This is a genomic window from Litchfieldella qijiaojingensis (assembly GCF_014651875.1).
In the GTDB taxonomy this organism is placed as follows: Bacteria; Pseudomonadota; Gammaproteobacteria; order Pseudomonadales; family Halomonadaceae; genus Litchfieldella; species Litchfieldella qijiaojingensis.
Genome location: NZ_BMXS01000001.1, coordinates 193,409 through 207,491, shown reverse-complemented (window position 1 = coordinate 207,491; position 14,083 = coordinate 193,409). Strand labels below are relative to the sequence as shown.

The window sequence follows — 14,083 nt, the reverse complement described above, 5'->3', positions numbered from 1 at the left end:
GCGGCAACTCGACTGCCGTTTCGGCAGAGAGCGATGAATCGACACCGAACATGAGGCTATCCCGCAAGGTTGTTATCGATACTGTTCAGCTTGGCCTCGATTGCAGTTTTTGAAAATCAAATATCATCAACATTCACGTATAGCTTTGCCAAACCTTCCATCGAACTGACAATGTCCTTGGGCGCCGATATTCGTCGGCATTTCACCTGGTGCCCGTCAAGACTGAACTCGATCGCCATTTTCCGGTACGCTCACGCTTCTGCTCGCTCTCCAACCCAAGGGCACATGATGCTCGAACGCTACCTGCCGATACTGGCCTGGCTGCCACACTACAATTCACGACTGTTCGGTGCCGACCTGTTGGCCGGCATCATCGTGACGGTGATGGTGATCCCTCAGTCCTTGGCCTACGCCATTCTCGCTGGCCTGCCAGCGGTGGTAGGCCTGTATGCCAGCATCCTGCCACTGCTGGCCTATGCGCTGTTCGGCACCAGCCGCACCTTGGCGGTGGGACCAGTGGCGATCCTTGCACTGATGACCGGCGCGGCGTTGTCGGGCATTGCCTCCCCCGGTAGTGAAATCTATCTAGAGGCAGCGATGGTCCTAGCCCTGCTCTCCGGACTGATGTTGACCGCCATGGGCCTGATGAAGCTGGGCTTCTTCGCCAACTTCCTCAGTCATCCAGTGATCTCGGGGTTCCTGACCGCTTCCGGGCTGCTGATCGCCGCCAGTCAAGCGGCCAATCTACTGGGGGTTTCCGGCTCCGGCTTCACGGTGGTGGAGCTCGCCTCCAATCTGTTTGCCAACGTCTCCGAAACCCATTGGCCGACCTTGGCCATCGGCACTGGCTGCCTCATCTTCCTGGTTGTCATGCGCCGACACGGCAAGGAGGCCTTGTGCCGGCTGGGTCTGGGCGAGAGCGCCGCCGCGCTGCTGGCGAAGGCAGGGCCAGTCTTTGCCGTGGTAGTGACCACCCTGCTGACTTGGCATTTCAAGCTGGTGGATGCCGGCGTGGCAGTGGTCGGAGACATTCCCAAGGGGCTACCACCGTTTACCTTCCCCACCCCGGAGTTGCCACTGTGGCGCGAATTGTTGGTCCCCGCCCTGCTGATCAGCGTGGTGGGCTTCGTCGAGTCGGTGTCGATGGGTCAGATGCTGGCCGCCAAACGCCGCGAAAGGATCTTCCCGAATCAGGAATTGATCGGCCTCGGTGGCGCCAACATCGCCGCAGCCATTTCCTCGGGCATGCCAGTGACTGGCGGCCTGTCACGCACGGTAATCAATTTCGACGCCGGCGCCCAGACGCCCGCCGCCGGCGGCTTCGCCGCCTTGGGGATAGGCTTGGTCACTGTGGCGTTGACCCCTTTGCTCTACTACCTGCCCATCGCCACCTTGGCCGCCACCATCACGGTGTCGATCCTTACCCTGGTCGATATCCAGATGATCCGCCAGACATGGCGCTATTCGCGCAGCGACTTCGCCGCTATGGCGGTCACCATTGCCCTCACTCTGGTGGAAGGTGTGGAAGCCGGCATCATCGCCGGTGTGACGCTGTCCATAGGGATGTTTCTGTATCGCACCAGTCGCCCCCACAGTGCCCTGGTGGGACGTGTCCCCGGCACCGAGCACTTCCGTAACGTGGCACGTCATGAGGTGGAAAGCGCCAGCCATGTGGCATTGCTGCGCATCGACGAAAGCCTGTACTTCGCCAACGCGCGCTACTTGGAGGATACCGTCTATAACCTGGTCGCCAGCCGCCCGGAAATCGAGCATGTGGTACTGATCTGTTCGGCGGTCAACCTCATCGACGCCTCGGCTCTGGAGAGCCTCGACGCCATCAATGCACGCCTCAAGGACTCCAATGTCACTCTGCACTTGGCTGAAGTGAAGGGGCCGGTGATGGATCAATTGAAGAACAGTGACTTCCTCGACGATCTCACCGGACGGGTTTTTCTCAGCACCTATGCGGCCTGGAGCGAGCTGAAGCAGTCACGCGAATGACGATCCGCTTCGCTCCATCGCTCAACGGTGTAGCAACACCGGCTGCTCCGCCGAGCGCAGAATGGCTTCCGTGGTCGACCCTAGCAACCATTCGCGTATGCGACCGTCGCCGAAAGCACCGATGGTGATGAGGTCACCCGGCTGCGCCATCTCCAGAAGCACGTCGGCCGGATCCCCCTTGCGGACCTCGGTCTCGATCTGGATACGGTGAGTTTCGGCATAATGATCGACGGTCGACAAGCGTCGGCGGGCAATCGCATCGTCATGATGCACACTGACGGCCACCACCGGCAACGATAGCCGCTGCGCCAGCTCGATGGCATAGACCATGGCTTCTCGGGCCGGCTTGGTGCCATCGAAGCCCAGCAGGATCCTCGAGATGTCCTGAAAATCGGCTCCCGCCAGCAGTACCGGCTGTTCCGCCGTACGCAATACCCGCTCTACGACTTCGCCCAACCCCTTGCTGTCGCCCAGCCCCGCGGACTCGCCGCGCCGCCCCATGACGATCAGGTCACTGTCGACGGCGGCGTCGAGGATACGCACGGCAGGGACGCCACTGAGCATCTCGCTGCGGCATTCGATGCCAGACGCTTCTATCTCAGCCTTCATCGACGCCAACAGACGCTCGCCCTGGGCCTCGAGTTGCTCCTGACTCTCGCGTTTGAGACGCAGTGCCGTCTCGATCATCTCGGGACGCGCATCCTCTCCGTAGAATCCCAGTTCCATGAGGCGCGAATCGGTCACGTAGACGACATGAACGGCCCCCTGCAGCTTGCGTGCCATATCGACCGCGTACTGGCTTGCCACTTTGCCGGAAGGCGACATATCAATGGCCAACAGAATCGACTGAATCATGGCTCAGCCTCCTGCCGTGAGTGGGTTTCGTGTCTATCTCGCATTTTAGTCAATTCTGCATGGCGTGGTGGCCGAATGACGGGAAGTCGCGCCCTTTTCGTGGGCACCCCATTAACGTCTATCCTTCAAACAAGATGCCTGGAAGGAGAAGGCAAGATGGAGGTATCCGACGGTTTCGCTGGCACAATCGGCAATACCCCGTTGATTCGACTGCAACGGCTGTCAGAAGAGAGCGGGTGCGACATTCTGGGTAAGGCCGAGTTCATGAATCCGGGTGGCTCGGTCAAGGATCGCGCGGCGCTGTACATCGTGCTCGACGCCGAGCGACGCGGTGCCTTGCGCCCTGGAGGCACCGTCGTCGAAGGTACCGCCGGCAACACCGGTATCGGCCTGGCGCATATCTGCAATGCGCGCGGTTACCGCTGCATCATTGTCATCCCCGAAACTCAGACCCAGGAGAAGATCGACCTGCTTCGCACCCTCGGTGCCGAAGTGCATACCGTTCCGGCTGTACCCTACCGCGATCCCAACAACTACCAGAAAATCGCCTCGCGCATGGCCAGCGATCTGGACAATGCCATCTGGGCCAACCAGTTCGACAATCTCGCCAACCGCCAGGCACATTACGAAACCACCGGGCCGGAGATCTGGACACAAACGGAGGGACGGATCGATGCCTTCGTCGCGGCAACCGGCACCGGCGGCACGCTAGCGGGCGTGGCGCGCTACCTGAAGGAGCAGCGGGAGGATATCCGTTGCGTACTCGCCGATCCCACCGGCAGTGCGCTCTACCGCTATGTCACGACCGGTCAACCGGAAGTGGTGGGCGGTAATTCGATCACGGAAGGCATCGGCAGTTCCCGCGTCACCGCCAACCTCGAGGGCTCGCCCCTGGATGATGCCCTGATGATCGAGGACCAACAGGCAGTCACACTCGTCTATCGTCTACTGCATGAGGAGGGGCTGTTCCTGGGCAGTTCCACGGGAATCAACGTGGCGGCGGCCATGCAACTCGCCAAGCGCCTGGGACCAGGGCACACCATCGTCACGGTGCTGTGCGATGGCGGTGCCCGCTACTATTCCCGGCTATTCAATCTTGAGTGGCTGGCCAGCAAGGGGCTATCGGCAAGCTAAGTCCCGGCCCCCATCCAATGGCGGGCAGCGCCTTAGCCTTCCACCTGTTCCTTGACCTTGGCCACAATATGCGCGCCGATCGGTAGTGCCGACGTTGCCGCCGGTGAAGGAGCATTGCAGACGTTGACCGTACGGCGACTGTTGACGAACAGGAAATCCTCGATCAGACGACCGTCGCGTGAAACAGCCTGCGCCCTGACACCCGCCGGGTAGGGGCCGAGGTCGTCGACCGTGAGACTGGGGCAATATTTGCGCACTTCCGCGAGATAACGCTTCTTGGACAGCGTATTCCTGAGTTCGGCCATCCCCGGACGCATATTGGCGCTCAGGGCCTTGAGAACCCCAGGATACAAGAACATCCGCGCCATGTCCGGCAGCGAGATATCGATCTTGCGATATCCTTCTCGCTTCAAGGCCAGCACGGCGTTGGGCCCCACCGTGACGCTACCGTTGATCATGGGGGTCAAGTGTACCCCCAGGAACGGCATGCCAGGATCGGGAATGGGGTAGATAAGGTGGTTGACGATGCGGTTATGCTTCTCGGGAAGCGCGTAATACTCCCCCCTGAAAGGACAGATGGTGAATCCCGGATCCTTGCCCAGCATCCTGACAATGCGGTCGGCCATCAGTCCGGCACAGGACACCAGGTAGTGGGTCGTCAATTCATCCTGGCGAGTCTTGACCACGACCTCGTGGGGACGTTCTTCGATCCTGGTTACCTGGGTCGAGAGGCGAATCTCGCCACCCAGGCGTTCGAATTCGCGCGCCATGGCACGGGTGACTTCAGCGAAATCGACGATACCGCTGGAAGGCACGAAGATCGCCCCTACTCCAGTGATATTGGGCTCGCGCTCGCGAAGCTCGTCGGCATTCAGCCAGTATCGTTCGAGACCGTTTGCCTTGGTGCGTTCCCACAGCGCTTGCATGCGCTGCATTTCCAGGTCGCTGGTTGCCACCAGCAACTTGCCGCGGGCCTCGTACCGAATCCCGTGCTCATCGCAGAAGGCCTTGGTCGCCCGATTGCCCTCCAGACAGAACCTGGCCTTGAGGCTACCCGGCTTGTAATAGACACCGGCATGAATCACGCCGCTGTTATGTCCAGATTGATGCCGGGCCAGAGCCTGTTCCTTTTCCACCACCAGCATCTTGTGATCCGGATAGGCCCTGATCAGTTGCATCGCGGTCGACATGCCGAGGATGCCACCCCCAATGATGATGAAGTCGTACACCTGAGCGCCTCTTGTTATCAATAATGTAGACGTTATTGCATAATATCAGCTTGTTTTGCAGAGTTTCGCCAGCTCAAACCAGATTGCGTATCATGGCGCCATACTCATGTCGGAATCACCCATGGACAGTCCCTCTCGTCAGAACCTCGGCATCAGTGCCTATTCCTGGTTGAAGCACGACATCATTCGCGGTGTTTTCCCCCCTGGGGAAAAACTGCTGATGAGTCGCCTCAAGGAGCGTTACGACCTAGGTGTCGGCCCATTGCGCGAGGCACTTTCGCAGCTCGTCGCCGAACGCCTGGTGGTAGCGATCAGCCAGCGCGGCTACCGGGTTGCCTCGATGTCGCTTGCCGAACTCGATGACATCTACGATGCACGCTCCCAACTCGAAGCCATGCTTTTGAGATTGGCTATCGAACGGGGTGACGACACCTGGGAAGCGGAGATTCTGGCCAAGGCTCACACCCTTTCCAAGGTAGTCGAAGTCAATAGCGCCGATGAGGTGCTCGATGTCTGGGATGCCCGTCACAAGGCCTTTCATACCGCCATGGTCGCCGGCTGCGGATCTTCCCACCTGCTGCAGGTCAGGGCCAGCCTGTTCGACCAGGCCGAGCGTTATCGTCATCTATGGCTGCAGGAAACGGTATTCTCCGAACAGGCCCTCGAGAGGAAACGCCAGGAACACGCTGCCCTGGTTGACGTGGTACTGTCCCGCGACGCCGAACGTGCCGCGAAAATGATGCATGAACACCTGCTGACACCGGTGCCGATCATCACCGAGGTGATGCGTCGCCAAGGGTTGGTGTAACGCCGAAACGGCGGCGAAAACGCCGATAGTCCTCCTGGGCGCGTTGCGGCGCTTCGGCAACCAGCCTCACTTCCTGACCCGGTTGACATTGCGCCAGTCTCGCACAGGCCAACGGCGTCAACGCCCCCAAACGCGGATAACCGCCGATCGTCTGGCGATCATTGAGCAGCACGATCGGCTGACCGTCCGCAGGCACCTGCACCGCTCCCAAAGGAATTCCTTCGGAAATCATCGTGCCCAGGCGGCAGCGTAGCCGTGGCCCCTTGAGCCGCACGCCCATGCGATCGGCGCGGGCATCCACATGCCATGGTCGATTGAAAGCGGCGAACAGGCTCGCCCCGCTGAAGTCGGCGATCTGAGCCCCGGGCATCAAGGACAGTCGCGCCGGATTCCGGTAATCGATCCGCTCTTCGACGGGCACTTGCCTTCCCTTGTAGTGCTCACGCGCGGACGCCTGGCAGCTCCGGTCGACACGCAGCCGATCATCTGCCGCCAACGCCCGGCCCTGGCCATCGTGTCCTCCCAACCCTTCGCGACTCACGCAGGCCACGCTGCCCAATACCGGCTCAGCCAGAAAACCGCCGGCCACCGCCAGGTAGGCCCTGACGCCATCGCGAGGAGAACCGAAGCACAACCTCTGCCCGGCGGCGATCGTCACCACCTGCCAGCAGGGGACGGGCACCTCGTCCAGGGTCGTCCCCAGATCGGCACCGCAAAGCGCCAGCACCATATCGTCCTCGGCGACCATTTCCAGCCCACCGAGAGCGATCTCCAGCGCCGCTGTGCCCCAGCTATTGCCCAACAGGTGATTCGCCCAGGCCCAGGCATGCAGATCAGCCGGCCCTCCCTGGGTCACCCCGAGGCGACGCACTCCGAACCGCCCGGCATCCTGCAATAGCGCCAACGGACCCGCTCTGATCACACGCAGAACGCCCACAGCATCGTCGGACATCGTCATGAACGCTCCTCCACCGGTGAGAGATCGCCACCAAGGCGTTCGAACTCTACCCGATCGATACTGACGAACCGGACACGATCGCCGACTCGGAGCAGACTGAACCCCTCGCGCTGGCGATCGAACAAGATCGCCGAGGTACGTCCGATCAGGTTCCAACCACCAGGCGAGAGGCGCGGATAGGCAGCGGTCTGGCGACCGGTGACCGCCACACTACCCGCTGGGACACGCTGGCGAGGCGTTTCCAGGCGTGGCACGGCCAGTCGCTCATCGACGCTGCCCATGAAGGCAAACCCCGGGGCAAACCCCAGCGCAAAGACCCTATATTCGTGCGCGCAGTGCGCCTCGATCACCCCGGCACGGTCCAGACCGCTGACACGTTCGAGCCGTTCGAGCTCGGGTCCTACACTGTCGTCGTACCAGACAGGAAGCTCCTTGACCGCCGCTCTCCCCCCCTCCTCGTCCGGCGCCAGCCCGCTCAATGCGGTTTCGAGGTATCGCCGCGCCTCATGTGAGGAGAGTGCCAAAGGATCGTAGTGCACCAGCAGGGTGGTGTACGACGGCACCATATCGACCAACGCTGCTCCGAATGTCGTCTCGCAACGGCGCATCAGAGCCGTGAGCCATGGCATGTTCGCCTCGTCGATTTCATTGAACAAGCGCACCAGCCAGGCATCGATGCCGGCATGCTCGAGACGAGGCAATGGAAGCTCGCGACTCATGTCGAAACCTCGATCTCATGCAGGGCCTGACGAATGGCCTGCACCGCGGCAATCGACTCGGGATTGTCGCCATGCACGCAGAGCGTATCGGCCTCCAGCACCAGTTCACTGCCATCGCTGGCCGTCAGCGGTTGGCCCAGAGCAATGCGCCTGGCTTGATCGACGATGACGTCGGGATCATGGTGTACCGCCTTCGGCTCACGGCGCGATACCAGTCGACCTTCCCCATCATAGGCACGGTCGGCGAAGGCCTCGAACCATAGCGTCACTCCTTCGCGCCGCGCCAACTCGCGGGTGGGAGTCGGCTCGCGCGTGGCCATGACCATCAGCGGCAATTCCGCGTCGAAAGCGGCTACGGCACGCATGATCGCAGCCAGCTTGTCCGGATCGCGCATCATGTCATTGTACAACGCACCATGCGGCTTCACGTACCCCAGGCGCGCCCCCTCGGCGCGACAGATGGCAGCCAACGCGCCGATCTGATAAAGCACCAGGTTCTCGATTTCCAATGCGGAACAGGCCATGGAGCGCCGCCCGAAACCGACCAGGTCGGGATAGGCAGGATGGGCGCCCACGGTCACGTCATGCCGTGCCGCAAGACGTGCCGTGAGCCGCATGGTATCGGGATCTGATGCATGGAAGCCACACGCGACGTTAGCCAGGTCGACGTATGGCATCACCTGTTCATCGAGTCCCATGACCCAAGGACCAAAGCTTTCGCCCATGTCCGCATTAAGCAGTAGCGTTGCCATGTTCGGCACCTCTCGTCAGGAAAGCACTCATCTTTCATACAATTTATAGATAAAATATCAACACAAAATCACCAATAAGTCTAAATAGCATTGACGATTCATAACTGTAATGCCTAACCTTCATGACATTCGACGTCTATGCTCAGGGTAACGCTTGAACGACACGTCGTTTTCTCAAAGTGAAGATACGATCCCGGCGTCCCGCAAGCGCGGCATTCCGCTGCGTGTGACGAGCCAATAACAACGACCACTTGCAAGTGAGGAACCTTCGATGACTACCAGGACTCCCCTACTGGCTAGCCTGATTACCGCAACCACCTTGGGACTGGGAAGCGCTGCCCTGACGACGACCACCGACGCGGTGGCCGCGACCGAATGGGACATGCCGACTCCCTACGGCGACCGCACCTTCCATACCGTCAACATCCGCGAATTCGCCGATGATGTCGCTGAACGCACCAACGGCGAGTTATCGATCACGGTGCATTCCAACGGCGCACTGATCGCCCATCCCGAGATCAAGAACTCGGTACGCAGAGGTATCGTGCCGATCGGTGAACTGATCATGTCGCGGCTGGCCAACGAGAATCCCATCTTCGAAGTCGACTCCGTGCCTTATCTGGCAGCCAACTACGAGGATGCCCGGGCGCTGTGGGAAGCGTCGCGAGAAGTGATCGCCGAGGAACTGGCCGAACAGCGCTTGCGCCTGTTGTTCGCCGTTCCCTGGCCACCGCAAGGCATCTATACCCAGCAGTTGGTCGAGACCATCGACGACCTGCGCAACCTCAACATGCGTGCCTACAACGTCGCCAGCGAACGCTTCGCTCAACTCGCTGGTGCCGTGCCAACCCAGGTAGAGGTTCCCGACATCCCCACCGCCTTCAGCACCGGCCGGGTAGACGCCATGATCACTTCGCCGGCCACCGGCGCCGACACCCAGGCTTGGGACTACCTGAGTCATTTCAATCATGCTCAGTTGTGGATTCCCAAGAACATGGTGATCGTCAACGAGCAGGACTTCTCACGGCTCGACGAGGCCACGCAACAGGCCGTGCTTGACGCAGCGCAGGAAGCCGAGCGGCGCGGCTGGGAGATGAGTCGCCAGGAGACCGAGGACGCTATCCAGATCCTGCGTGACAATGGCATCGAGGTCAGCGAACCGACTCCTGAGTTGGCTGAGTCCCTGGAAGAAATCGGTGCCACCATGACCGAGGAATGGGGACAGCGCGCCGGCGAGCAAGGAATGCGCATCCTCGAATCCTACCGTCAGGCCCACCAGTAACAGCGCTTCCCCCGGCGCTAATGCCGGGGGAACGCTCCACCATGGCCAAGTCCTTGCGAGTGACCCTCATGCACTATCGTTTACGTTCTCTATATGACCTGGGAGCCTACCTGTCGGGCACCTGCTTGAGCCTGATCTGCGCCATGATCACAGCGCAGATACTCGGGCGCATCATCGACAAGTTCATGATCTGGGTCGGCGGCGACAGGATCGGCCTGGCCATTCCCGGCCTGGCGGAAATTTCCGGCTTCCTGTTGGTCGGTGCCACCTTTCTGGGCCTGGCCTACACCTTCGTCAATGGCGGACATATTCGCGTCACCTTGCTGATCGGCCACTTGCCTGCCAGGGTACGTGCCTTCGTGGAGCTGTGGTGCCTGAGCATCGCGCTGTTTCTGTCCCTGTACCTGGCCTGGTACGTGATATGGCTGGTCGCGGACAGCATTGCCTTCAATGAAACTTCCTACGGCCTGCTGAGCATCCCGCTGTGGATTCCACAGAGCATCATGCTGCTCGGCATATTACTGTTCTGCCTGGCGCTGCTCGAGGCTTGGGTCGCGACCCTGGTTACCGCCTTGACCCGACCGTCGTCCTTCCAGGTCGATGACGCTACCAACGAATAATCGAGGCCACTTGCCATGCTATTGATGATTCTCGTTCTCACAATCGCGTTGCTGGTGATGCTGGGGAGTGGCGTGTGGGTCGCCTTCGCGCTGATGGGCATGGGTTGGCTGGGCATCAGTCAATTCACTTCCATCCCCACCGGCGACATCATGGCCTCGGATATCTGGAGCGCGAGTTACAGTTGGGAGCTCACCGCCCTGCCGATGTTCATCTGGATGGGTGAGATCCTGTTCCGCTCACGGCTGGCGGAGGACATGTTCACCGGGCTCACGCCCTGGATGCGGCGCATCCCGGGCCGACTGCTGCACACCAACGTTGTCGGCTGCGGTCTCTTCGCCGCCGTGTCCGGTTCTTCGGCGGCCACCTGCGCCACCATGGGCAAGATGTCGATTCCCGAGCTGACCCGGCGTGGCTATGACGAACGTCTGGTACTGGGAACATTGGCCGGCTCCGCGACGCTGGGACTGCTGATCCCGCCATCGATCATCCTGATCGTATTCGCGGTGGCGACCGATCAGTCGATCGCCCGACTATTCGTGGCCGGTATCCTGCCGGGGTTACTGCTGATCAGCCTGTTCGCAGGCTATCTGATGCTGTGGTCCTGGCGCTATCCGCACAAGGTTCCCCCGGCCGATGCAAGTGTTCCACTGCGGGAAAAGCTACGCCGCTCGAAGCGCCTGATTCCCATGCTCGGCCTGATCGTGGGCGTGATCGGCTCGATCTATGCCGGTCTGGCATCCCCCACCGAAGCCGCCGCCGTTGGAGTCGTGCTATCACTGTTGCTGGCGCGCCTGCAAGGGGCCATGAATGCCGCCATTTTCCGCGACGCCTTGCTGGGAGCGGTGAAAACTTCGTGCATGATCGCTTTCATTCTGGCTGGGGCCTCGTTCCTCACCGCCGCCATGGGCTTCACGCGCATTCCCAGCGACCTGGCGGCGTGGATCGCCAGCCTCGAGCTATCGCCCTTCATGCTACTGGCGGCGCTTACCGTATTCTTCGTCATCCTTGGTTGCTTCCTGGATGGCATTTCGGTGGTGGTACTGACGACTTCGATCATGCTACCGATGGTCGAGGCCGCCGGCATCGACCTGATCTGGTTCGGCATTTTCCTGGTGATCGTGGTCGAGATGTCACAGATCACGCCACCAGTGGGCTTCAATCTGTTCGTGCTGCAAGGCATGACCGGCAAGAACATCCTGCATATCGCCAAGGCGGCCCTGCCGTTCTTCTTCTTGATGCTATTGGGTGTCGTGCTGATCACACTCTTCCCGGAAATCGTCACCTATCTGCCCAACGCCATGGGGAATCGCTGATGAACGAGGAAACGTCCCTCACCAACCTGCGTCATTCGCGTGGCCCGATCGTGTCTTCGGAACATCTGTCACGCAACGCTCAGGAGCTCTCGGAGTTCGAATTCGGCATGATCATCTCAAGCCATGCCTTCAACCGCTGGATGGTACGCTGCATGACTGCCACAGGATTTCCCGAACTGGGCTCGCTGGACGTGCTGGTACTGCATAGCGTCAATCACCGTGAGCGCGCCAAGCGACAGGCGGATATCTGCCTGGTGCTCAATGTCGAGGACACTCACACCGTGACCTATGCCTTGAAGAAACTCACCAAGCTGGGACTGGTGATCGGCGAGAAAAGCGGCAAGGAGACCTTTTTCCGTACCACCGAGGAAGGACGCGTCGCCTGCGAGCGCTACGCCGAGATACGCGAAGCATGTTTGATCGAATCCCTGGCGTCACTGGGCATCGGGCGCGAGGACATGCACCAGATTGCTGGTGTGCTGCGCGCCATGTCAGGACTCTACGACCAGGCGGCACGCGCCGCCGCTTCGCTGTGAATCACGATACATCCTCGACACGTGCAGTCCTGGATAGGTCCTCGGCTCTTGGGTTCTTGGGATAATAGCGCTCCGGCAGGCGCTCGATATGCGGGAAGAACTTGGTGTCCTTGTAGGGCATCTTCATGAACCCGGACACCCCAAGCCCCTCAATCAGTCCGATCGCGGCCAGGATATCGTCCAGCCGCCGCCGAAACTCCTCTTCACGGGCAGGATCCAGCAGTCGGTAGTAACTGTGAATCTTCAGGTGGTTGGGCAGTGCCTCGAAAATGATCATGCCGGTGTGGTGAATGGTATTGAGTGCTTCCAGCGAGGAAATGATCTCCTCGGGAAGCACCAGAAATTCCTCGGGATCCGGCCCATCTTCGAAATAGGAATGCATGCGCGAGCGGTCCTCGATCTCCGGGGCAGCGCTCACCTCATAGGGCAGGCGCATGCCTGGCGACGGCTCGAAGGGTTGGTGTGGCCCCTCGCGGTCGATGTGCAGGGTATCCCGGGCATTGAACAGACAGCTTTTGAAGATGCCCTGGCGATAAATCGCCCTGGCTAGGTTGACCATATTGTTGACCGCCGTCACGAAGGCGGTCTTGAGGTTGGGATCGTGCAGATTGAGTGAAGTATCGATATAGATGCCGTCGGCTTCCCAATGCACAGCCAATCCTCCCACCACAGGGTATTTGCCCAGTCGGCTGACCGCGGCGAGAAAGGCCTTCTCGGTCTCTCCCATGCCTTGCATGAAGTTCTTGTAGTAGCGGTCGAGTTGTACATCGTTGACGTCGCTAAGCGTTTCCGGTGCGCCCTCCTCACGCAGAAACGACTTGCGCGAGCTGTATACCACGGTATCGATCTCGCGCTTGGCCGTACGCACCCATACCGGCACCATCGGCGTGGGCGGCGATTCCTCGAGATCGAACATCACGGTACGCGCAAGGCGTGGCATTTCCTTGAGGAAATAGTCACCCGCGCGGCGACGCAGCTCTGGGTCGGAGGCGAGCAGTCCATCGAGCATACGCGCGAATTCCATGGGCAGGCCCAACGAGGTGGCCGGGATGGCCTTATGACCGAACCGGCAGGACTGCCCCGAAGCCAGAGCGTAGAGGGTCCCCGCCGCGCCCTGCTCGTCGAACCGCGGTGACGACAACCCACCGTTCAATTGCTCCTCGCCAATGAAGTAGACATCACCCAGGCGGGCATTGGTCTGCTGCAGGTTATCGGACATCAGCTCCATGACGTTGGCGGCGACGAACTGCTGATTCTTATCGAGCTGAGCGAATACCGACGAGCCCCAGTCGATCAAGGCGATATTCTCGCGCTCGGCATCGAACACCAGGTTGGATGGTTTGATGTCGCCGTGCACGATGGGGCGACCGGAAGCCCCCGACTCGGACCTAAGGCTGCGCAAGATATCGGCCAGTTGTGCGGCGATGCGCACCACTAGTCGCGGCGAGAGGCGCCCCTCGCGCAGCGACACCTCCTCCAGGTTCTCGCCCGGCGCCCGTTCCATTACCAGGATCGACTGGTTACGAAGCCGCTGGAAGGCGATCAGCCGAGGAACCCGAGGATGGGCGACCTGCTCGAGCATGAAAGCCTCCTCTTCGAGCCGGTCCTGCAAGTGCTGAGGCAAGGTAACGCGCGTGAACTTGAAGACATACTGCGCATTGCGCGCCGTCACGCCGGAAAACACGAAACCATAGGCACCCTTGCCGATCAGCTCGATATCCCGATAGCCGAGCTGTTCGAGCTGGGTGGTGCACAGCGCCACCCAGTCCTTGAGCTTCTTGGCATCGTCATGACTGAGCAGATAGATCGACTGCTCTTCGGGAATGTAGAACTGCTGCAGAGGCACTTGCGCTTGCGTCATGACCGGCCGACCTC

Annotated in this window: 13 protein-coding genes; 7 read left to right on the top strand and 6 right to left on the bottom strand. The window is 60.5% G+C overall.

What is annotated here, in order from left to right; translation table 11 throughout:
* The first annotated feature begins 288 nt into the window (after positions 1–288).
* The gene (locus tag IE093_RS01060; RefSeq protein ID WP_189465830.1) at positions 289–2,001 is read left to right on the top strand and encodes a SulP family inorganic anion transporter; all 1,713 of its coding nucleotides are present in this window, start codon (positions 289–291) and stop codon (positions 1,999–2,001) included.
* 21 nt (positions 2,002–2,022) lie between these two features.
* Here IE093_RS01060 and IE093_RS01055 read toward each other — a convergent pair whose 3' ends face one another.
* A complete protein-coding gene (locus tag IE093_RS01055; RefSeq protein WP_189465112.1) occupies positions 2,023–2,856 on the bottom strand; it encodes a universal stress protein in 834 nt (277 codons plus the stop codon).
* 156 nt (positions 2,857–3,012) lie between these two features.
* Between IE093_RS01055 and IE093_RS01050 the strand changes: the two genes are divergently transcribed.
* Entirely contained in the window at positions 3,013–3,990 is a 978-nt protein-coding gene (locus IE093_RS01050) for a cysteine synthase A (RefSeq protein WP_189465110.1), read from the top strand.
* Positions 3,991–4,022: 32 nt separating this feature from the next.
* Here the strand turns inward: IE093_RS01050 and lhgO are convergent, their stop codons facing one another.
* The gene (gene lhgO, locus IE093_RS01045; RefSeq protein ID WP_189465107.1) at positions 4,023–5,219 is read right to left on the bottom strand and encodes an L-2-hydroxyglutarate oxidase; all 1,197 of its coding nucleotides are present in this window, start codon (positions 5,217–5,219) and stop codon (positions 4,023–4,025) included.
* Between the two features lie 121 nt (positions 5,220–5,340).
* Between lhgO and csiR the strand changes: the two genes are divergently transcribed.
* Positions 5,341–6,027, top strand: a complete 687-nt coding sequence (gene csiR, locus IE093_RS01040) for a DNA-binding transcriptional regulator CsiR (RefSeq protein WP_189465104.1) — start codon at positions 5,341–5,343, stop codon at positions 6,025–6,027.
* On the opposite strand, the gene IE093_RS01035 is transcribed toward csiR, so the two are convergent.
* The 3 genes from IE093_RS01035 to IE093_RS01025 are packed head-to-tail and all read right to left on the bottom strand — an operon-like array spanning position 5,993 to position 8,456.
* Positions 5,993–6,979 carry a 5-oxoprolinase subunit C family protein gene (locus tag IE093_RS01035; RefSeq protein WP_189465828.1) on the bottom strand — a complete coding sequence of 329 codons (987 nt, stop codon included), beginning with the start codon at positions 6,977–6,979 and terminating at the stop codon, positions 5,993–5,995. The genes csiR and IE093_RS01035 overlap by 35 nt on opposite strands.
* Before the next feature lie 2 nt (positions 6,980–6,981).
* Positions 6,982–7,704 (bottom strand): 5-oxoprolinase subunit PxpB, encoded by a 723-nt coding sequence (pxpB, locus tag IE093_RS01030; RefSeq protein ID WP_189465101.1) that lies wholly within the window; start codon positions 7,702–7,704, stop codon positions 6,982–6,984.
* Positions 7,701–8,456: a 5-oxoprolinase subunit PxpA gene (locus tag IE093_RS01025; RefSeq protein WP_189465098.1), complete on the bottom strand. Its 756-nt coding sequence runs from the start codon at positions 8,454–8,456 to the stop codon at positions 7,701–7,703. The genes pxpB and IE093_RS01025 overlap by 4 nt, the downstream gene beginning before the upstream one ends.
* Before the next feature lie 271 nt (positions 8,457–8,727).
* On the opposite strand from IE093_RS01025, the gene IE093_RS01020 reads away from it, so the two are divergent.
* Genes IE093_RS01020 through IE093_RS01005 form a run of 4 tightly spaced genes read left to right on the top strand, consistent with a single transcriptional unit; the run spans position 8,728 to position 12,208 of the window.
* Positions 8,728–9,738: a TRAP transporter substrate-binding protein gene (locus IE093_RS01020; protein WP_189465096.1), complete on the top strand. Its 1,011-nt coding sequence runs from the start codon at positions 8,728–8,730 to the stop codon at positions 9,736–9,738.
* A gap of 41 nt (positions 9,739–9,779) precedes the next feature.
* Positions 9,780–10,358 (top strand): TRAP transporter small permease, encoded by a 579-nt coding sequence (locus IE093_RS01015; RefSeq protein ID WP_229803135.1) that lies wholly within the window; start codon positions 9,780–9,782, stop codon positions 10,356–10,358.
* A 15-nt stretch (positions 10,359–10,373) separates the two neighbouring features.
* Complete coding sequence (locus tag IE093_RS01010) at positions 10,374–11,672, top strand: TRAP transporter large permease (protein ID WP_189465093.1); 1,299 nt, start codon at positions 10,374–10,376, stop codon at positions 11,670–11,672.
* On the top strand, positions 11,672–12,208 hold the full coding sequence (locus tag IE093_RS01005) for a winged helix DNA-binding protein (protein WP_189465090.1): 537 nt from the start codon (positions 11,672–11,674) through the stop codon (positions 12,206–12,208). The genes IE093_RS01010 and IE093_RS01005 overlap by 1 nt, the downstream gene beginning before the upstream one ends.
* A gap of 1 nt (position 12,209) precedes the next feature.
* On the opposite strand, the gene IE093_RS01000 is transcribed toward IE093_RS01005, so the two are convergent.
* A complete protein-coding gene (locus tag IE093_RS01000) occupies positions 12,210–14,069 on the bottom strand; it encodes a protein kinase domain-containing protein (RefSeq protein WP_189465087.1) in 1,860 nt (619 codons plus the stop codon).
* Positions 14,070–14,083 lie beyond the last annotated feature (14 nt).